General features: G+C 70.1%; 19 protein-coding genes. 16 read left to right on the plus strand and 3 right to left on the minus strand.

Features of this window, described 5'->3' with window-relative positions:
* Positions 1-16: 16 nt before the first annotated feature.
* From LDO11_RS01205 to LDO11_RS01275, 15 genes are all read left to right on the plus strand, one after another.
* The gene (locus LDO11_RS01205) at positions 17-985 is read left to right on the plus strand and encodes a helix-turn-helix transcriptional regulator (RefSeq protein ID WP_232139903.1); all 969 of its coding nucleotides are present in this window, start codon (positions 17-19) and stop codon (positions 983-985) included.
* Between the two features lie 66 nt (positions 986-1051).
* Positions 1052-1366 (plus strand): hypothetical protein, encoded by a 315-nt coding sequence (locus tag LDO11_RS01210; RefSeq protein WP_129134909.1) that lies wholly within the window; start codon positions 1052-1054, stop codon positions 1364-1366.
* Between the two features lie 90 nt (positions 1367-1456).
* Positions 1457-3556, plus strand: coding sequence for a prolyl oligopeptidase family serine peptidase (locus LDO11_RS01215; RefSeq protein WP_232139904.1), 2100 nt, complete (start codon positions 1457-1459; stop codon positions 3554-3556).
* 70 nt (positions 3557-3626) lie between these two features.
* Positions 3627-5783, plus strand: coding sequence for a S9 family peptidase (locus tag LDO11_RS01220; protein WP_232139905.1), 2157 nt, complete (start codon positions 3627-3629; stop codon positions 5781-5783).
* Between the two features lie 66 nt (positions 5784-5849).
* A complete protein-coding gene (locus tag LDO11_RS01225) occupies positions 5850-6257 on the plus strand; it encodes a YbaN family protein (protein WP_232139906.1) in 408 nt (135 codons plus the stop codon).
* Between the two features lie 76 nt (positions 6258-6333).
* On the plus strand, positions 6334-6654 hold the full coding sequence (lptM, locus tag LDO11_RS01230) for an LPS translocon maturation chaperone LptM (RefSeq protein WP_232139907.1): 321 nt from the start codon (positions 6334-6336) through the stop codon (positions 6652-6654).
* Between the two features lie 17 nt (positions 6655-6671).
* Complete coding sequence (gene dapF / locus LDO11_RS01235) at positions 6672-7508, plus strand: diaminopimelate epimerase (protein ID WP_232139908.1); 837 nt, start codon at positions 6672-6674, stop codon at positions 7506-7508.
* Positions 7505-8179 carry a DUF484 family protein gene (locus tag LDO11_RS01240; protein WP_129134913.1) on the plus strand — a complete coding sequence of 225 codons (675 nt, stop codon included), beginning with the start codon at positions 7505-7507 and terminating at the stop codon, positions 8177-8179. The genes dapF and LDO11_RS01240 overlap by 4 nt, the downstream gene beginning before the upstream one ends.
* An 11-nt stretch (positions 8180-8190) precedes the next feature.
* The gene (gene xerC, locus LDO11_RS01245; protein ID WP_232139909.1) at positions 8191-9102 is read left to right on the plus strand and encodes a tyrosine recombinase XerC; all 912 of its coding nucleotides are present in this window, start codon (positions 8191-8193) and stop codon (positions 9100-9102) included.
* A gap of 76 nt (positions 9103-9178) precedes the next feature.
* Positions 9179-9439 (plus strand): hypothetical protein, encoded by a 261-nt coding sequence (locus tag LDO11_RS01250; protein WP_129134915.1) that lies wholly within the window; start codon positions 9179-9181, stop codon positions 9437-9439.
* An 84-nt stretch (positions 9440-9523) separates the two neighbouring features.
* On the plus strand, positions 9524-10075 hold the full coding sequence (hslV, locus tag LDO11_RS01255; RefSeq protein WP_129134916.1) for an ATP-dependent protease subunit HslV: 552 nt from the start codon (positions 9524-9526) through the stop codon (positions 10073-10075).
* On the plus strand, positions 10075-11469 hold the full coding sequence (gene hslU / locus LDO11_RS01260; protein ID WP_494337143.1) for an ATP-dependent protease ATPase subunit HslU: 1395 nt from the start codon (positions 10075-10077) through the stop codon (positions 11467-11469). The genes hslV and hslU overlap by 1 nt, the downstream gene beginning before the upstream one ends.
* Before the next feature lie 66 nt (positions 11470-11535).
* Complete coding sequence (locus LDO11_RS01265) at positions 11536-11892, plus strand: type II toxin-antitoxin system prevent-host-death family antitoxin (protein WP_232139910.1); 357 nt, start codon at positions 11536-11538, stop codon at positions 11890-11892.
* Between the two features lie 49 nt (positions 11893-11941).
* The gene (locus tag LDO11_RS01270) at positions 11942-12580 is read left to right on the plus strand and encodes an ATPase (protein WP_232139911.1); all 639 of its coding nucleotides are present in this window, start codon (positions 11942-11944) and stop codon (positions 12578-12580) included.
* A gap of 34 nt (positions 12581-12614) precedes the next feature.
* Positions 12615-13961: an acyltransferase family protein gene (locus tag LDO11_RS01275; protein ID WP_232139912.1), complete on the plus strand. Its 1347-nt coding sequence runs from the start codon at positions 12615-12617 to the stop codon at positions 13959-13961.
* Positions 13962-14100: 139 nt separating this feature from the next.
* Here LDO11_RS01275 and LDO11_RS01280 read toward each other — a convergent pair whose 3' ends face one another.
* From LDO11_RS01280 to LDO11_RS01290, 3 genes are all read right to left on the minus strand, one after another.
* Positions 14101-14973 carry a universal stress protein gene (locus LDO11_RS01280; protein ID WP_232139913.1) on the minus strand — a complete coding sequence of 291 codons (873 nt, stop codon included), beginning with the start codon at positions 14971-14973 and terminating at the stop codon, positions 14101-14103.
* A gap of 11 nt (positions 14974-14984) precedes the next feature.
* Positions 14985-16466 (minus strand): SulP family inorganic anion transporter, encoded by a 1482-nt coding sequence (locus LDO11_RS01285; RefSeq protein WP_232139914.1) that lies wholly within the window; start codon positions 16464-16466, stop codon positions 14985-14987.
* A gap of 168 nt (positions 16467-16634) precedes the next feature.
* The gene (locus LDO11_RS01290) at positions 16635-17087 is read right to left on the minus strand and encodes a nucleoside deaminase (RefSeq protein WP_232139915.1); all 453 of its coding nucleotides are present in this window, start codon (positions 17085-17087) and stop codon (positions 16635-16637) included.
* 75 nt (positions 17088-17162) lie between these two features.
* Between LDO11_RS01290 and ubiE the strand changes: the two genes are divergently transcribed.
* Entirely contained in the window at positions 17163-17921 is a 759-nt protein-coding gene (gene ubiE / locus LDO11_RS01295) for a bifunctional demethylmenaquinone methyltransferase/2-methoxy-6-polyprenyl-1,4-benzoquinol methylase UbiE (RefSeq protein ID WP_232139916.1), read from the plus strand.
* The last annotated feature ends 5 nt before the right edge of the window (positions 17922-17926 follow it).

Consider the following 17926-nt stretch of genomic DNA (forward strand, 5'->3'; position numbering starts at 1 on the left):
AACGCATAATCCGGCCATGGACCGATACGAACGCATCCTCGCCCTGCACCGCACGCTCAGGAACTCGCGCTACCCGGTGACGGTGGCGCGGCTGCAGGACGAACTCGGCTGTTCCCGCGCCACCGTCTACCGCGACCTCGCCTTCCTGCGCGACGCGCTGATGGCGCCGATCGTCGGCGATGGCGAGGCCGGCTTCCGCTACGACGTCGCCGAGGCCGACCGCTTCGAGTTGCCCGGCCTGTGGCTGAGCTCCGACGAGCTGCACGCGCTGCTCGCCGCGCAGCAGCTGCTGTCGCGCAGCGGCGGCGGGATGCTCTCGAACGCGCTGGCACCGCTGCAGCAGCGCATCGAGAAGCTGCTCGACGAGCACTCCTCGGGCCGTCAGTGGCCGGTCGACCGCGTGCGGGTGATTCCGCACCGCTCGCGGCGCATGGACGAGCAGGCGTTCCGCTTCGTGTGTTCGGCGGTGCTCGAGCGCAAGCAGCTGAGCTTCGAATACCGCGCGCGTTCGACCGACGAGAAGACCCGGCGCACGGTGTCGCCGCAGCGCATCACCCATTACCGCGGCAACTGGTACCTGGATGCCTGGGACCATGGCCGCGAGGCGCTGCGCAGCTTCTCGGTGGACCGCGTCAGCGGCGCGCGGGTACTCGACGGCGCCGCCAGCGACATCGACGAGGCCGAGCTGGACCGCCACCTCGCCGGCAGCTACGGCATCTTCTCCGGCGAACCCAAGGGCTGGGCGATGATCCGTTTCAACGCCCGCGCCGCGCGCTGGGTGGCCGACGAGCACTGGCACTCCCAGCAGCAGGGCCGCGCGCTGCCCGATGGCGGCTACGAACTGCGGGTGCCCTACAGCTCCCCGCGCGAACTGCTGATGGACGTGCTGCATTACGGCGCCGACGCCGAGATCGTCGAGCCCGCCTCGCTGCGTGAGCAGGCGCGCTCGCTGCTGGCCCTGGCGTTGTCGAACTACGAGAACTGAGCACGTCGCAGCCTGTGCGACCACCCCGGCGGACGATGGCCACGTCATCTTCCTCCGGAGCCCGCCATGCGCCCTGCAAGCCACCGTGATCCCGCGTCGTCGCCGCTGCTGTACGCCGCGCTGCTGGGCCTGATGTTCCTGGCCGTGGTGGCCATGCTCTCGCTTCCCGCCGCCCGTGGCGGCTCGGCGATCGGCCTGCTGCCGCTCTGGCTGCTGGTGCTGCCCGCGGCCTCGCTGGTTGCGCTGCTGGTGCGTGACCGCCTGCTCGCGCCATCGCCGATCACAGCGACCGGAGCGGCCCGTCGCCGCCCGCTGCAGCAGGCCCAGCGGCGCCGGGCGACCCGCGCCACCCGTCCGCGCCCGCGCGTGCAGGCCGCCTGAGTACGCGCCAAGCCACGGGACTTCCGGCACCCCGGCCGCCGCGACCGCTGTGATAGCGTGCGCGCTTTGACCGCTTCCGGGGTGTTGTACATGCCGAATCTCTCCCGACTCTGCCTGGCTGCCGGCCTGGCATTTGGACTCGCCGCTGGCGCGCACGCACAGGAGGGCGCCGACGTGGCCGATCCGCATCAATGGCTGGAAGAGGTCGAGGGCGACCGCGCCCTGGCCTGGGTCCGCGAGCAGAACGCAAAGGCCGAGGCCGAGCTGGCCGCGACCCCCGAGTTCAAGCGCCTGGAAGCCGACCTCCTGGCGATCTACGACTCCGACGACCGCATCCCCGGCGTCTACAAGCAGGGCGAGTACTACTACAACTTCTGGCGCGACCGGAACCACGAGCGCGGTGTCTGGCGCCGCACCACGCTCGATGAGTACCGCAAGCCCCAGCCGCAATGGGAAGTGCTGCTCGACCTCGACGCCCTCAACAGGGCCGAAGGCGAGAACTGGGTCTGGCATGGCGCCGACTGCCTGCGACCGGACTATAGCCGCTGCCTGATCGCGCTCTCGCGCGGCGGTGCCGATGCCGACGTCACCCGCGAGTTCGACCTCTCGACGAAGCAGTGGGTGGACGGCGGCTTCTTCCGGCCGGAGGCCAAGGGCGGGCTGAACTGGATCGACCGCGACACCGTCTACGTCTACACCGATTTCGGCGACGGCTCGATGACCACGTCGGGCTATCCGCGCATCGTCAAGCAGTGGACGCGCGGCACCCCGATCGAGCAGGCCACCGTGGTGTACGAGGGTCGCGCCGACGACATGTACATCGCCGCCATGCGCGACCACACGCCGGGCTTCGAGCGTGATTTCGTCAGCCGCACCCTGGCCTTCTACAACGACGAGCTGTACCTGCGGAACGCGGACGGCACGCTGACGAAGATCGATGCGCCGAACTCCACCAACAAGCGCGTGCACCGCGAGTGGCTGACGCTGGAACTGCGCGAGCCGCTCGAGGCCGGTGGCCGCAGCTATCCGGCGGGTTCGCTGCTGGCAGCGAAGTTCGACGACTACATGGCCGGCGGGCGCGAGTTCGAGGTGCTGTTCGAGCCGACCGACACCACCTCGCTGGCGGGTGCCACCTTCACCCGCAACCACGTCGTCCTCAACGTGCTCGACGACGTCAAGAACCGGCTGAGCGTGCTGACCGCCGGCCCCGACGGCTGGACGCGCAGCGAGTTCGAGGGCGCGCCGGAGTTCGGCACCGTGGCGGTCTCGGCGGTCGACAGCGACGAGTCCGACGCGTTGTGGATGACCGTCACCGACTACCTCACCCCGAGCACGCTGGCCCTGGTGGAGCCGGGCAGGGCGCCGGAAACGCTCAAGACCATGCCGGCGTTCTTCGATGCCTCCACGCATGAGATCGAGCAGCACTTCGCCACCTCGAAGGACGGCACCCGCGTGCCCTACTTCCTGGTGCGGCCGAAGGACATGGCGCTCGATGGCAGCAACCCGACGCTGCTGTACGGCTACGGCGGTTTCGAGATCTCGCTGACGCCCGGCTATTCCGGCGGCGTCGGCAAGGGCTGGCTCGAGCAGGGCGGCGTGTACGCGGTCGCCAATATCCGGGGCGGCGGCGAGTACGGACCGCGCTGGCACCAGGCGGCGCTGAAGGCCAACCGCCACAAGGCCTACGAGGACTTCGCCGCGGTCGCGCAGGACATGATCGACCGCAGGGTCACCTCGCCGGCGCACCTCGGCATCCGCGGTGGCAGCAACGGTGGCCTGCTCACCGGCAACATGCTCACCCAGTACCCGGAGCTGTTCGGCGCGGTGGTGATCCAGGTGCCGCTGCTGGACATGCAGCGCTACCACAAGCTGCTGGCGGGTGCCTCGTGGATGGCCGAATACGGCAATCCCGATGTGGCCGAGGAGTGGGAATTCATCCGCACCTTCTCGCCGTACCACCTGTTCGACGCCGCGAAGGACTACCCGCCGACGCTGATCCTCACCTCGACCCGCGACGACCGCGTCCACCCCGGCCATGCGCGCAAGATGCACGCGCTGATGAGCGGGGCCGGCAAGGACGTGCGCTACTACGAGAACATCGAGGGCGGACACGGCGGCGCGGCCAACAACCGCCAGGCCGCGCATATGGACGCGCTGTACTACACCTTCCTCTGGCAGCACCTGAAGTAGGCGCTGCCACTCCCCTGCGCGGCCGTCCTCCGGGGCGGCCGCGTTGCATTCCGCCGCCGGATCCCCATCCATGAAGCATCTCTCCCTGCTGGCCACCGCCCTGCTCATGACCGCCAACCTCAATGCCGCCGACCTGCCCACGCCGCCCGACGCCGAGCGCCAGCCGCACGAAGTGCGTGCTCCCCACGGCGCGGTGCGCGCGGACGAGTACTACTGGCTGCGCGACGACAAGCGCGAGGCGAAACCGGTCATCGACTACCTCCAGGCCGAGAACGCCTATGCCGATGCGGTGATGGCCCCGCTCAAGGGCCTGCAGGACCGCCTGTATGACGAGATCGTCGGCCGCATCAGGCAGGACGACAGCTCGGTGCCGTACCGCGAGCGCGGCTTCTGGTACTACTCGCGCTTCGAGACCGGCAAGGACTACCCGGTGTATGCGCGGCGGCCGGATGGCGAGGGCCTCGATGCCGCCGGCCTGCTGGCAGCCAACGATGCTGGCCGTTTCGACGGCGAGCAGGTGCTGCTGGACGTCAACGTGCTCGCCGAAGGCAAGGACTACTACAACGTCGGCGATTACGTGGTCAGCCAGGACAACCGCCTGCTTGCCTATGCCGAGGACACCAACGGCCGCCGCCAGTACACCGTGCGCTTCCGCAACCTCGAGACCGGCGAGGACTACCCGGACACCATCACCGGGGTCTCGGCGAACCTGGTCTGGGCCGATGACAACCGCACCCTGTTCTATGTCGAGAACGACCCGGAAACGCTGCTCACCGTACGGGTGAAGAAGCACGTGCTGGGCACGCCGGTGGCCGACGACGTGCTGGTGTACGAGGAGGAGGACGACAGCTTCTACATGGGCATCGACCGTACCCGCGACGACCGCTACATCGTCATCGGCGTGGGCAGCACGGTGTCCGACGAGCTGCGTTATGCACCGGCCGACAACCCGGAAAGCTTCACCGTGCTCGCGCCGCGCGAGCGCGATCTCGAATACGACGCCGACCACCACGGCGGGCGCTGGGTGATCCGCACCAATGCCGACGGCGCGGCCAACTTCAAGCTGGTCACGGCGCCCAGCGGCGCGACCTCGCGTGCGCAGTGGACCGACCGGGTCGCGCATCGCGATGACGTCTTCATCGAGGGTTTCGAACTGTTCGACGGCTTCACCGCGATCGGCGAGCGCTCCGACGCACTCGAGCGCGTGCGCGTGCTCAAGGACGATGGCAGCGAGCAACATGTCGCCGCCGACGAGCCTGCGTACTCGATGGGCCTGGCCGTCAACGCCGAGCCCGATTCGCAGTGGCTGCGCTACAGCTACACCTCGCTGACCACGCCGGCCACGACCTACGAGGTCAACGTCGCCACCGGCGAGCGCCGGATGCTCAAGCAGCAGCCGGTGATCGGCTACGACCCGTCGCAGTACGTCACCGAGCGGTTGTGGAGCGAGGCCCGCGACGGCACCCGCATCCCGGTGTCGCTGGTCTACCGGAAAGGCTTCGAGAAGAACGGCGAGGCGGCGATGCTGCAGTACGCCTACGGCAGCTACGGCATGTCGATGGACCCGGGCTTCAACCTGCCGGTGGTGAGCCTGCTCGACCGCGGCATGGTCTATGCCATCGCCCACATCCGTGGCGGCCAGGAGATGGGCCGCCGCTGGTACGACGACGGCAAGCTGTTCAACAAGGTCAACACCTTCACCGACTTCATCGACGTCACCCGCGACCTGGTCGCGCGTGGCTATGCGGCGAAGGATCGCGTGGCCGGCTACGGCGGCAGCGCCGGCGGCCTGCTGATGGGCGCGGTGGCGAACATGGCGCCGCAGGACTACCGGGTGATCCTGTCGCAGGTGCCGTTCGTGGACGTGGTCACCACGATGCTCGACCCGACCATCCCGCTGACCACCAACGAATACGACGAGTGGGGCAACCCGGAGCAGAAGGACTACTACGACTACATGCTGTCGTACTCGCCCTACGACAACCTCAGCGCGCAGGCCTATCCATCGATGTTCATCGGCACCGGGCTGTGGGACTCGCAGGTGCAGTACTGGGAGCCGGCGAAGTACGTGGCACGGCTGCGCGACCTCGATACCGGCAACGGCCCGATCGTGTTCCGCACCAACATGGACGCCGGCCATGGCGGCAAGTCGGGCCGCTTCCGCCGCTACCGTGAGCTCGCCGAGATGTACGCCTTCCTGCTGGCGCAGCTGCACGTCGAGGACTGACCGCACGCGTCCGGCACGCCCGCGCCCGCCACATGGCCGTCCGCGGGCGCGGCCTATCATGCAGGCATGCAAGCACGCACCCGATTCCGCTGGGCCTGGTGGCTGCTGGCCTATGTCAGCCTCGGGCTCGGACTGGTCGGCGTGTTCGTGCCGGGGCTGCCGACCACCGTCTTCATCCTGATCGCGGCCTGGGCCGCCGCGCGCGGTTCCGAACGCCTGCGCCAACGCCTGCTCGCGCATCCGCATTTCGGCCCCGCCATCGTCGACTGGGAACTGCACGGCGCGGTCGCCCGCCGCGGCAAGTGGATGGCCACCGCGATGATGGCGGTGTGCGCGCTGGTGCTGCTGGTGGTGATGCCGCTGTTCGCCGCGCACCGCTGGTGGATGACCGCGCTGCCGATCGCCTGCATGGCCTGCGTGGCGGCCTGGCTGTGGGCGCGGCCGGAACCGCCGGCGCCGCCTCCGCAGTCCTGACGATCGCCGGTCTCGCGCGCCGCCGCGCACGGTCGCATGCGTTCCTCGGCGTGCCGGGTGCCGCTACACTGCGGCCATGAATCGAAGCCTCCTGCCGCCGTCCGCGGCCTGCCTCGTGGCGCTGTGTCTGGCGCTGTCCGCCTGCGGCAACAAGGGCGACCTGTTCCTGCCACCGCCGGAGCCGGCGGTGGTCGACGATGCCGACACCCTGCCCAGCCCGCCGCCGGCAGACGACGCCGACGACCTGCCGCCCGTGCAAGCTGATGACGGAATGCCACCCGTCGACGGCGATGGCGCCACGCCGCCGGTCGATGGCAGCGGCACGGTGCCGGTGCCCACCGGCGCGGCCGAGGGCGATACCGCACCGCCGACCGGGGATGCCGCGCGCGGCGGGTGACCGCGCCGGCTGCAGCAATGACAGGCCTGCGTTTCAGCAAGATGCACGGGGCCGGCAATGACTTCGTGGTGCTGGACCTGCGCGATGGCGGCCCGCCGCCGGACGCCGCACTGTGCCGCGCGCTGGCCGACCGCCACACCGGCGTCGGCTGCGACCAGATCCTGACCATCGAGCCACCGCGCACGCCCGACGCGGTCGCTGCCTACGGCATCTGGAACAGCGATGGGTCGCCGTCGCGCCAGTGCGGCAACGGCGCGCGCTGCGTGGCCGCCTGGCTGCGTCGCGATGGTGCGGCCTCGTCCACGCGCTTCCTGCTCGACAGCCCTGCCGGCAGCCACGTCGTCGACGACCTTGGCGAAGGCAGGTTCCGCGTCGCGCTCGGCGTGCCCGGCTTCGAGCCGGCGGAGGTGCCGCTGGCCGGCTTCGACACATGCGCGGACCGCTACTGGCTGGACGTCGATGGCACGCGCATCGAGTTCGGTGCGGTGTCGATGGGCAATCCGCATGCGGTGATCGAGGTGGAGGACCTCGACGTCGCCCCGGTGCGCACGCTGGGCCCGCGGCTGCAGCGCCAGCGGGCATTCCCGGATTCCGCCAACATCGGCTTCGCGCAGGTGCTCGACCGCAGCCACGTGCGCCTGCGCGTGTACGAGCGCGGTGCCGGCGAGACGCGCGCCTGCGGCAGTGGCGCCAGTGCAGCGGCCGCCGTGCTGATGCGTCGCGGACGCGTGGAGCGCGCCGTCGACGTGGCACTGCCCGGCGGCACGCTGCGGATCGAATGGCCGCGTGACGACGCCGAACTGACCATGGCCGGACCGGCCGCATTCGTATTCGAAGGGGAGTGGATCGCATGAGCGACACCGTCGAGAAGATCAGCGCGCACGAGGTGGCGGCCTGGCTGCGCCGCCATCCGAAGTTCCTGCAGCAGTTCCCGGACCTCGCCATGACCATGGTGGTGCCGCGCGAGGACGGCCCCGCGGCCTCGCTGGCGGGCTACCAGCTGGAAGTGTTGCGCGACAAGAACCGCGAGCTGTCGCGTCGCCTGCACGACCTGTTCGCGATCTCGCAGGAGAACGAAAGGCTGGCGGTGCGCACGCACCAGCTGACCCTGGCGCTGATGCGTCAGGCCACGCCTGCCGACACCGTGCGCGCACTGGCGGCATCGCTGGCGGAGGATTTCAACGGCGACCTCGTGCGGGTGGTGCTGTTCGAACCCGTCGCGGGGCTGGAGGGCAGCGACTGGGTGCAGGTGGTGCCGCGCGAGGATGCGCTGCTGCGCCCGTTCGTCGATGCCCTGCGCGAGGGCGAACCGCTGTGCGGCCGCCTGCATCCGGACAAGCAGTCGCTGCTGTACGGCGCGCGCGTCGAGGACGTGCAGTCCACCGCGCTGCTGCCGCTGGAAGGCGTCGGCCTGATCGCGGTCGGCAGCCGCGAGGCCAACCGCTTCTACCCCGGCATGGGCACGCTGTTCCTGCGCATGATGGGCGAGGCCTTCGCCGCCGCGATGCAGCGCTTCGCGGGCTGAGGCGCACGCGGATGCGCGAGGACGCCGCCACACCCGTGCCGCTGCCGGCCGACGTGGCCGCGTTCCTCGACCACCTGCGCGTCGAGAAGCGCGTCTCCGCGCACACCCTCGATGCCTACCGCCGCGACCTGCAGGCGCTGGCCACCTGGGCGCAGGCGCAGGACCTCGCGCCCGCGGCCGTCGACAACCCAGCCCTGCGTGCGTTCGTCGCGGCGGAGCATCGCCGCGGTCTGTCGCCGAAAAGCCTGCAGCGGCGGCTGTCGGCCTGCCGCAGTTTCTTCCGCTGGCTGCTGCGCCATGGCCGTATCGAAGCCGACCCCTGCACCGGCGTGCGCGCGCCGAAGGCCGCACGGCGGCTGCCGGAAGTGCTCGACCCCGACGAAGCCAAGGCGCTGGTCGAGGTGGACACCGACGCGCCGCTCGGGCGGCGCGACCGCGCGATGCTCGAGCTGTTCTATTCCTCCGGCCTGCGCGTATCGGAACTGTGCGCCCTGCGCTGGCGTGATCTCGACCTGGTGGATGGGCTGGTGAGCGTGCTCGGCAAGGGCAGCCGCCAGCGGCTGGTGCCGGTGGGCTCGTACGCGGTGCGTGCGCTCACCGAGTGGGCTGCCGAGGGTGGTGCCAACGCGGACGCTCCTGTGTTTCCCGGACGTGGCGGCGGCACCATCACCCCGCGCGCGGTGCAGCTGCGGATGCGCCAGCTCGCCCAGCGCCAGGGCCTGTTCAAGCGCGTGCACCCGCACCTGCTGCGGCATTCGTTCGCCAGCCACGTGCTGGAATCCTCCGGCGACCTGCGGGGCGTGCAGGAACTGCTCGGCCACGCCGACATCGCCACCACCCAGATCTACACCCACCTCGACTTCGGCCACCTCTCGAAGGTGTACGACGCCGCGCACCCGCGCGCGAAGCGGCGCGGCCGCTGACCGGCCGGCGCGTTCGTACGTTGTGTCTTGATCCGCGTCAGGGCGCACGGCACCTGTCCGCGGCACGATGCATGGCATGGTCGAGACGATTGAAGGCTGGCGCTGCATCGGTTGCGGCAAGGTGGATGCGCCGGCGCCGTGCATCGGCATCTGCCAGGATCGCCGCGTGGAGCTGGTGCTGGCCCACGACTACGCCGAACTCGCGTGGCGGGTGGAACAGCTGGAGGCGGCGCTCGCGCTGATCGCGCGCGTCACCCCGAAACCGGACCAGCTCGACGCCTCGTGGGCTGCGCTGCAGCAACGCGCGCGTGCGCTGCTGGACCAGGCACGCAGCTGAACCCGTGGCGGGATGCCTGCGGCCGGTGGCGCTTGAAGCGCGCGCGAGCGGCCCCACTCAGGGGATTCGACCCCGGAGCGCCGCATGGATCCCAGCCAGAACCCCAATGTCTTCCACGCCACCACCATCGTGTCGATCCGCAAGGGCGATCGCGTGGTCGTTGCCGGCGATGGCCAGGTCACGCTTGGCAACACGGTGATGAAGGGCAATGCGCGCAAGGTGCGCAGGCTGGGCGATGGCAAGGTGCTCGCCGGCTTCGCCGGTGCCGCTGCCGATGCCTTCACCCTGTTCGAACTGTTCGAGATCAAGCTGCAGCAGCACGGCGGCCAGCTGGTGCGCGCGGCGGTGGAACTGGTCAAGGACTGGCGCACCGATCGCCGCTACGGAAAGCTCGAAGCGCTGCTGGCGGTGGCCGACCGCGAGACCTCGCTGATCATCAGCGGCAACGGCGACATCATCGAGCCCGACGACGGCATCATCGCCATCGGTTCCGGCGGCTCGTTCGCACTGTCGGCTGCACGCGCGCTGCTGGCGCATACCGAACTGGACGCGCGCACGGTCGCCACCGAGGCACTCAACATCGCCGGCGACATCTGCATCTACACCAACCGCAACATCGTCGTCGAAGAACTCTGATGCCCCAGAACGCCACCACCTCGTCCACCATGACCCCGCGCGAGATCGTGCAGGAGCTCGACCGCCACATCGTCGGCCAGAACGCGGCCAAGCGCGCGGTGGCCATCGCGTTGCGCAACCGCTGGCGCCGCGCGCAGCTGCCGGAAGAGCTGCGCAACGAGGTCATGCCCAAGAACATCCTGATGATCGGCCCCACCGGCGTCGGCAAGACCGAGATCGCGCGGCGGCTGGCGACGCTCGCCAACGCGCCGTTCGTCAAGGTCGAAGCCACGCGCTTCACCGAGGTCGGCTATGTCGGCAAGGATGTCGAGCAGATCATCCGCGACCTCGCCGATACCGCGGTCAAGCTGTACCGCGAACAGGCCAAGCAGCGCGTGCGCACCCAGGCCGAGGACCGCGCCGAGGACCGCATCCTTGATGCACTGCTGCCGCGTCGCGAGCAACCGGCACCGGCGTTCGGCTTCGGTGCGCAACCGAGCACCACCGTCGACATCGGCGCCGAGCCATCGGCAAAGGAATCGGAGACCCGCCAGAAGCTGCGACGCCAGCTGCGCGCCGGCGACCTCGACGAACGCGAGATCGAGCTGGACCTTGCCGCGTCCGCTGCCGGCATGGACATCATGACCCCGCCGGGCATGGAGGAAATGGGCCAGCAGCTGCGGCAGATGTTCGCCAACCTCGGTGGCGGCAAGACGCACAAGCGCAAGCTGACGATCAAGGCGGCGCGCCCGCTGCTGGTCGAGGAAGAGGCCGGCAAGCTGGTCAACGAGGACGACGTGCGCGAGGCCGCGATCGAGGCCTGCGAGCAGCACGGCATCGTCTTCATCGACGAGATCGACAAGGTCGCGCGCCGCAGCGAGGCGGTGGGTGGTGGCGATGTCAGCCGCGAAGGCGTGCAGCGCGACCTGCTGCCGCTGGTGGAGGGCTCCACGGTGAGTACCAAGTACGGCTCGGTGAAGACCGACCACATCCTGTTCATCGCCTCCGGCGCGTTCCACATGGCCAAGCCCAGTGACCTGGTGCCGGAGCTGCAGGGCCGCTTCCCGATCCGCGTGGAACTCAGTGCGCTGACCAAGGAAGACTTCGTGCGCATCCTCACCGAGCCGAAGGCCGCGCTGACCACGCAGTACGTCGAACTGCTGCGCACCGAAGGCGTTGAGCTGACGTTCGCCGAGGGCGCCGTCGACCGCCTTGCCGAGATCGCCGCGCAGGTCAACGAGACCCAGGAGAACATCGGTGCGCGCCGCCTGCATACCGTGCTCGAGCGGCTGCTCGACACCCTGAGCTTCGAGGCACCCGACAAGGGCGGCACCGTCACCATCGACCGCGACTACGTCGATGCCCACCTGGGCGAGCTGGTAAAGGACCAGGACCTGAGCCGCTACATCCTCTGACGGCATCCTGCGGAATCCCCGAAAAGGGAAATATGGGTATTATGGGCGCCTCCCCGGAGGTGCCCCATGTCCCTGCCCCTGAAACTCGACAGCCTCGACGACCTCCCGCGCGCGCCCGCGTCCGACGTCAAGAAGCTCGGCTGGCGCGGCGTGATGCGCACGGTCGCCCGCGAAGGGCGGCTGGCGGTGACCAACCACAACACGCCCGAAGCGGTGATCCTGTCGGCGCAGGAATACGACGCCATGCTGCGTGCACTGGCCGCCGCCGGCGCACCGCAACGTGGGGCGCTGGAAGAGCTGCGCGCGCGTTTCGATGAGCGCCTGGCCGCACTCCAGGCCGACGATGCCGGTGCACGCCTGCGCGCGGTGATGGATGCCCCGGCGACGCTCGGCGGCAGGGTGCGCGCGGGCCGCCCGCGTTGAACGCGCGCAACGGCGGGCCACCCGTCGACGACGCACGCCGCGGCTGACGATGCCGCGTCCCGTCCTCTACGTGCTGGCCGGCGTCAACGGCGCCGGCAAGAGTTCGATCGGCGGCCATCTGCTGCAGCGCGCCGGCCTGGACTGGTTCAATCCCGACGATTTCGCCCGCGAACTCGCGCAGCGCACCGGTTGCGCGATTGCCGACGCCAATGCCGCCGCCTGGCAGGAAGGCGTGCGCCGCCTCGACGCCGCGCTCGCCGCCGGACACCACCACGCGTTCGAGACCACGCTCGGCGGCACCACCGTCGCCCTGCGCATCGCCGAGGCCGCGCGCAGCCACGACGTGCTGATGTGGTACTGCGGGCTAGCCTCGCCCGAACAGCACGTCGCCCGCGTGCAGGCACGCGTGGCCGCTGGCGGCCATGACATCCCCGAAGCGATGATCCGCGCGCGCTGGATGCGCGCGCGCGAAAACCTCATCGCGCTGATGCCGCGGCTGGCGCGATTGCAGGTCTACGACAACAGCACGGATGTCGCGCCGGGTGCGCGCGTGCCGGATCCCGTGCTGCTGCTGGAGATGTCCGCCGGCCGTGCCGTCTGGCCGTCGGCAGATGACCTGCGGGCGCTGACGGCCACGCCGGAGTGGGCGCGACCGCTGGTGGAGGCGGCGCTGCAGTCCGGCAGCTGAAAGCAGGTCGGGACGGGCCGCTATGCTCCGAAGCATGCCGCTGCACACACACGAACGTCCGACTCCCCATCCTGCTGCGGCGCCGCCGGGCGAGGACGTTGCGCGGACCAGTCCCACACGCGACATCTACGCCGACGCGCTGCGCGCCTGCGCGCTGCTGGTGGTGGTGTTCGGCCACTGGATGGCGACGCTGCCGCGCGTGGAGGGCGGACGGCTGGTCGGCACCGACCATCTGCTGCGCAACTGGGAACTCGCCGGTGCGCTGACCTGGCTGGTGCAGGTGGTGCCGTTGTTCGTGTTCGTCTCCGCGGCGGTCAGTACCGGTGGCGTGCTGCGCCGGCTGGGGGAGGGTGATTCGCAGCGGCGCTGGTGGGCCGGACGCGCGCTGGGGCTGGCGCGGCCGACACTGACCTATCTGGTGGTGCTGGCGGCGATTGCGCTGTTCGCACGACTGGCCGATGGCCATCTGCTGCAGGCCTTCAACAGTTCGCTGACCATCCATCTGTGGTTCCTGGTGATGCTGCTGGCGGTGCAGGCGCTGCTGCCGCTGTGCGTGCGCGCCGACCGCCGCTTCGGCCTGAAGGCCGTCGTTGCGTTGCTCGTGGTTGCGGTGCTGGCCGATCTGCTGCGCGCGGGTGTGCGGCATCCCGCGGAGTTGCTGCAGCTGGGTGCACGTGTCGAGGCCAGCGCCGGAGGCATCGGCTGGATCAACCTGCTGGCGGTGTGGCTGCTGCCGCAACAGCTGGGCATCGCGTGGCGCAGTGGGCGCCTTGTCGGCGCGCGTCACGGCGCGTGGCTGCTTGCGCTGGCGGCCGTGTGGCTGGCGGCGGCGATGGCCAGCGGCTATCCGGTGGCGATGGTCGGCGTGCAGCTGGCCGGCAACAACATGCTGCCGCCGACGCTGGCACTGGTCGGGGTGGTGTGGCTGCAGGTGGGTGCGGTACTGCTGACGGAAGCGCCCGCGCGCCGGTTCCTCGAGCGGCATCCGCTGCCGCGGATGGTGGCGGTGCTGGGTGCACTCGGGATGCCGCTGTATCTCTGGCACAAGCTGGCGGAACTGCCGGCGGCGTGGATCGGCGAGCGCACCGGGCTGCCGATCGATGCAGGCGATCCCGGAACACCCGGCTTCTGGCTCGGCCGGCTGTGCTGGCTGCTGCTGTGTGCGGCATGCCTGGCGCCAGTGATGGTGGCGGTGGTGCGCTACGAGATGGGTCGCCGCCGGGATGTGGCCGCGACCGCGGCGACGGCAGCCATCGTGGCTGGTGGCGCCGCGCTGTTTGCCGGGCTTGGTGCCGCGCTGCTGCTGGGCGCGTGGCCGGGGGCGCTGGTGGCGCTGGCCTGCGTGGCGGTCGCATCGTGGCTGCTGCGTGCGCGGGCATGAGCACGCGGGCCTGTGCCGGCCCCCGGGGAAAGCAGGCCTGCACGCGACGCGCTGACCCGCACGTTCCGCAATGACCGCCCGCGCAGTTGACGGAACGTCGGCCGTCGCGGGCCGACGACCGGACCCGCCGCGCGTTGCGCTATCGCAGGACCAGCAGCGGCACCGGGCTGCGGCGCAGCACCTGGCCGGTGGTGCTGCCGAGGAACCATTCGCGCAGCCGTGAGTGGCCGTAGGCGCCCATCACCAGCAGGTCGATACCGAGGCTGTCGACGTGCGCCACGATCGCATCGTCGGCAGGCAGGCCGGCGCGATGCAGCTGCGGTGCGAAGCCGGCGCTAGCCAGGGTGCCCGCCATCTCCTCGAACCCGCGTTGCTGCGCGGCGTCGCCGCCGGCCAGTAACAGGTGGCATTCGAGGCCCCGCAGCAGCGGGCTGGCGGCCACGCGTTCCACCGCGCGGTGGGAGGTCTCGCTGCCGTCGAAGGCGATCAGCACGCGTGTGATGGGCCGCTCCGGGGGCAGTGCCTGGGCGAGCAGCACCGGGCGCTGCACCGTGCGCAGCACCGGTTCCACCTGCCCGCCGATGTCCTGGCCGGAGCCGCCACCACGGGTGCCACGCAGCCCGATTACGAACAGCCGGGTGTCGGCTTCAGCCTCAACGAGTGCATCGCGCAGGCGGCCATGGCGTTGCCGGGTGATGATCTCGACACCACTGTTGTCGGCGCTGGATGCCGCGGCTTCCAGCAGTTGCCGTCCGCGCGCCTGCGCAAGCTGCGCGCGGCGTGCGTCGAGTTCGACCAGTTCCTGCAGCAGCGCGTCCTGCGCACCGAGGCCGATGCTGCCGCTGGCATCCAGCGGCGTGGGCCCGCCATCGTCGGGCAGGTGCAGCAGTTCCAGCGGCGTGCCGAGCCGGCGCGCGGCCCACGCGGCAAGCGAGACCACCGCGCCGGTGGAGGGGGAGCCGTCGACCGCGGCAAGCACGTGGCCGTCGGTGGGAATGGGCGATGTCGACATCGTGCAGCTCCTCAGTGCGGGCCGGTGGTGCGGGCGTCGGGCTTGTCGTGCACGCCGAGGCGGTCGACCAGGGTGGCGCTGGCGGCGTCCAGCCCGACCACCTCCACCAACGTACCCTCGCGGCGGAATTTCAGCACCACCTTGTCGAGCGCGCCCACCGCGCTGAGGTCCCAGAACTGGGCGCGCGAGACGTCGATGACGACCGTTTCCGCCACTTCGCGGAAGTCGAACGCGGACGCGAAGGCATTGGCGGAGGCGAAGAACACCTGGCCGGTCACCGTGTAGCGACGGGTGTGGCCGTCGTCCGCCAGTGCGGAGTCGACGTGCAGCACGCGCGCGACCTTGCGCGCGAAGAACAGCGCCGACAGCAGCACGCCCGTGAGCACGCCCTTCGCGAGGTCGTGGGTGGCGACGGTCACCGCCACCGTGCCCAGCATCACCACGCCCGAGCTGCGCGGGTTGCGCGGCAGGTCGCGCACCGAGCGCCAGTCGAAGGTGCCGATCGACACCATGATCATCACCGCCACCAGTGCCGCCATCGGGATCAGCCCCACCCACGGCCCGGCGAACACCACCAGGATCAGCAGCACCACGCCCGCCACCAGCGTCGACAGCCGCCCGCGGCCGCCGGATTTCACGTTGATCACCGACTGCCCGATCATCGCGCAGCCGGCCATGCCACCGAGGAAGCCGGTGGCGATGTTGGCCACGCCCTGGCCGACGCTTTCGCGGTGCTTGTTGCTGGGCGTGTCGGTGAGGTCGTCGACGATCTGCGCGGTCAGCAGCGACTCCAGCAGGCCGACCACCGCCAGCGTCGCCGACACCGGCAGGATGATCCACAGCGTGTCGAGCGTGAGCGGGATGTCGGGCAGCAGGAACACCGGCAGGCTGTCGGGCAGCTGTCCCATGTCGGCGACGGTGCGCACCTCGATGCCGAAACCGACCGCGACCGCGGTCAGCAGCACGATCGCCACCAGCGGCGACGGCACCTTGCGGGTGACGTAGGGGAACAGGTAGATGATCGCCAGGCCGGCGGCGCACAGTGCGTAGACCGCCCACGGCACGTCGATCAGCTCCGGAAGCTGCGCCATGAAGATCAGGATCGCCAGCGCGTTGACGAAGCCGGTGATCACCGAGCGCGACACGAAACGCATCAGGCTGGCCAGGCCGGTGGCGCCGGCCACCACCTGCAGTACGCCGGCCAGGATCGTCGCCGCCAGCAGGTACTGCAGCCCGTGGTCACGCACCAGGCCGACCATCACCAGTGCCATCGCACCGGTGGCGGCGGAGATCATGCCGGGGCGCCCGCCGGCGAACGCGATCACCACCGCGATCGAGAACGAAGCGTACAGGCCGACCTGCGGATCGACGCCTGCGATGATCGAGAACGCGATGGCTTCGGGGATCAGCGCCAGCGCCACGACCAGGCCCGAGAGCAGGTCGCCACGCACGTTGCCGAACCACTGCTCGCGCAGCGGGGGATAGGGGGTCATGGGAATTTCCGGGAGAAGCGGACGGTGCGGCCCGCGGACGATGACAGGCGCAGATCACGCGGCCGCCGCGGGCGCTGCCGGGCAGAGCCTTCAGCGCGCGGTGGTCCTCATCGTCAGAGGTGCCGCACGCGGTGGCGCAACGGCGCGGATTCTACAGCGGCGGCGCGCTCAGTCCTCGCCGATGTCCTCGTTCCACAGTGCCGGGTTGGCCGCGATCCACTCGCCCATCATCGTGATGCAGCGCTCGTCGGCGAGGTCGACCACGTTGACGCCGGCCTCGCGCAGCCACTCGATGCCACCGCCGAAGTTCACCGATTCACCGACCACCACCGTGCCGATGTTGAACTGCCGCACCAGCCCGCTGCAGTACCAGCACGGCGCCAGCGTGGTGACCATGATCGCGTTGCGGTAGCTCTTCTGGCGGCCGGCCTTGCGGAAGGCGTCGGTTTCGCCGTGGATGGACGGGTCGTCCTCCTGCACGCGGCGGTTGTGGCCGCAGCCCAGCACGCGGCCGTCGCCTGCAAACAGCGCCGCGCCGATCGGGATGCCGCCCTCGGCCAGGCCCTGGCGGGCTTCGGCGATGGCGGTGTCGAGCAGGGCGCGGTAGTCGGGCGTGGTCATGGCGGGGCAGGGCAGCAAAGGGGCGGGCAGTGTCGCATGCACGGCGATCGCCGCCGGCGGTGCGATAATCCGCCCATGAACGAATCCGACAAGCCCGGCACCACCGATTTCGGCTTCCGCGACGTGCCCACCGGCGAGAAGCAGAAGCTGGTCGGCCAGGTGTTCTCCTCGGTCGCGCGCAACTACGACCTGATGAACGACCTGATGAGCCTCGGCATCCATCGGGTCTGGAAGCGCTATTTCACCGCCACCGCGCAGGTCAAGCGAGGCGACCGCGTGCTCGACCTCGCCGGCGGCACCGGCGACATCGCCGCGCTGTTGAAGGATCGCGTCGGCGAGGCCGGCAGCATCGTGCTGGGCGATATCAACGGCGAGATGCTGCGCGTGGGCCGCGACCGCATGACCGACCGCGGCCGCGTGCGCGGTTTCGAATACGTGCAGTGCAATGCCGAGGCGCTGCCGTTTCCCGATGCGAGCTTCGACCTGGTGACGATCGCCTTCGGCCTGCGCAACGTGACCGACAAGAACGCGGCGCTGCGCGAGATGCACCGCGTGCTGAAGGTGGGCGGGCAGGCGCGGGTGCTGGAGTTTTCCGAGGTCAAGCCGGAATGGTTCCGCCCGATCTACGACTTCCATTCGTTCCAGGTGCTGCCGCGGCTGGGCAGGCTGTTCGCCAACGATGCCGACAGCTACCGCTACCTGGCCGAATCGATCCGCAAGCATCCGCCGCAGGACGAGCTCAAGGCGATGATGGATGGCGCCGGCTTCGCCCGCACCCGCTACCGCAACCTGTCGGCGGGGATCGTCGCGGTGCACGATGGCTGCAAGGCCTGAACAGG

Origin of the sequence: Alterluteimonas muca (assembly GCF_021191595.1) — a bacterium.
In the GTDB taxonomy this organism is placed as follows: Bacteria; Pseudomonadota; Gammaproteobacteria; order Xanthomonadales; family Xanthomonadaceae; genus Luteimonas; species Luteimonas muca.

What these genes read in the sequence shown, in the direction of transcription:
- LDO11_RS01205 (WP_232139903.1), top strand. Translation starts at nt 17, where the DNA reads ATGGACCGATACGAACGCATCCTCGCCCTGCACCGCACGCTCAGGAAC.
- LDO11_RS01210 (WP_129134909.1), top strand. Translation starts at nt 1,052, where the DNA reads ATGCGCCCTGCAAGCCACCGTGATCCCGCGTCGTCGCCGCTGCTGTAC.
- LDO11_RS01215 (WP_232139904.1), top strand. Translation starts at nt 1,457, where the DNA reads ATGCCGAATCTCTCCCGACTCTGCCTGGCTGCCGGCCTGGCATTTGGA.
- LDO11_RS01220 (WP_232139905.1), top strand. Translation starts at nt 3,627, where the DNA reads ATGAAGCATCTCTCCCTGCTGGCCACCGCCCTGCTCATGACCGCCAAC.
- LDO11_RS01225 (WP_232139906.1), top strand. Translation starts at nt 5,850, where the DNA reads ATGCAAGCACGCACCCGATTCCGCTGGGCCTGGTGGCTGCTGGCCTAT.
- lptM (WP_232139907.1), top strand. Translation starts at nt 6,334, where the DNA reads ATGAATCGAAGCCTCCTGCCGCCGTCCGCGGCCTGCCTCGTGGCGCTG.
- dapF (WP_232139908.1), top strand. Translation starts at nt 6,672, where the DNA reads ATGACAGGCCTGCGTTTCAGCAAGATGCACGGGGCCGGCAATGACTTC.
- LDO11_RS01240 (WP_129134913.1), top strand. Translation starts at nt 7,505, where the DNA reads ATGAGCGACACCGTCGAGAAGATCAGCGCGCACGAGGTGGCGGCCTGG.
- xerC (WP_232139909.1), top strand. Translation starts at nt 8,191, where the DNA reads ATGCGCGAGGACGCCGCCACACCCGTGCCGCTGCCGGCCGACGTGGCC.
- LDO11_RS01250 (WP_129134915.1), top strand. Translation starts at nt 9,179, where the DNA reads ATGGTCGAGACGATTGAAGGCTGGCGCTGCATCGGTTGCGGCAAGGTG.
- hslV (WP_129134916.1), top strand. Translation starts at nt 9,524, where the DNA reads ATGGATCCCAGCCAGAACCCCAATGTCTTCCACGCCACCACCATCGTG.
- hslU (WP_494337143.1), top strand. Translation starts at nt 10,075, where the DNA reads ATGCCCCAGAACGCCACCACCTCGTCCACCATGACCCCGCGCGAGATC.
- LDO11_RS01265 (WP_232139910.1), top strand. Translation starts at nt 11,536, where the DNA reads ATGTCCCTGCCCCTGAAACTCGACAGCCTCGACGACCTCCCGCGCGCG.
- LDO11_RS01270 (WP_232139911.1), top strand. Translation starts at nt 11,942, where the DNA reads ATGCCGCGTCCCGTCCTCTACGTGCTGGCCGGCGTCAACGGCGCCGGC.
- LDO11_RS01275 (WP_232139912.1), top strand. Translation starts at nt 12,615, where the DNA reads ATGCCGCTGCACACACACGAACGTCCGACTCCCCATCCTGCTGCGGCG.
- LDO11_RS01280 (WP_232139913.1), bottom strand. Translation starts at nt 14,973, where the DNA reads ATGTCGACATCGCCCATTCCCACCGACGGCCACGTGCTTGCCGCGGTC.
- LDO11_RS01285 (WP_232139914.1), bottom strand. Translation starts at nt 16,466, where the DNA reads ATGACCCCCTATCCCCCGCTGCGCGAGCAGTGGTTCGGCAACGTGCGT.
- LDO11_RS01290 (WP_232139915.1), bottom strand. Translation starts at nt 17,087, where the DNA reads ATGACCACGCCCGACTACCGCGCCCTGCTCGACACCGCCATCGCCGAA.
- ubiE (WP_232139916.1), top strand. Translation starts at nt 17,163, where the DNA reads ATGAACGAATCCGACAAGCCCGGCACCACCGATTTCGGCTTCCGCGAC.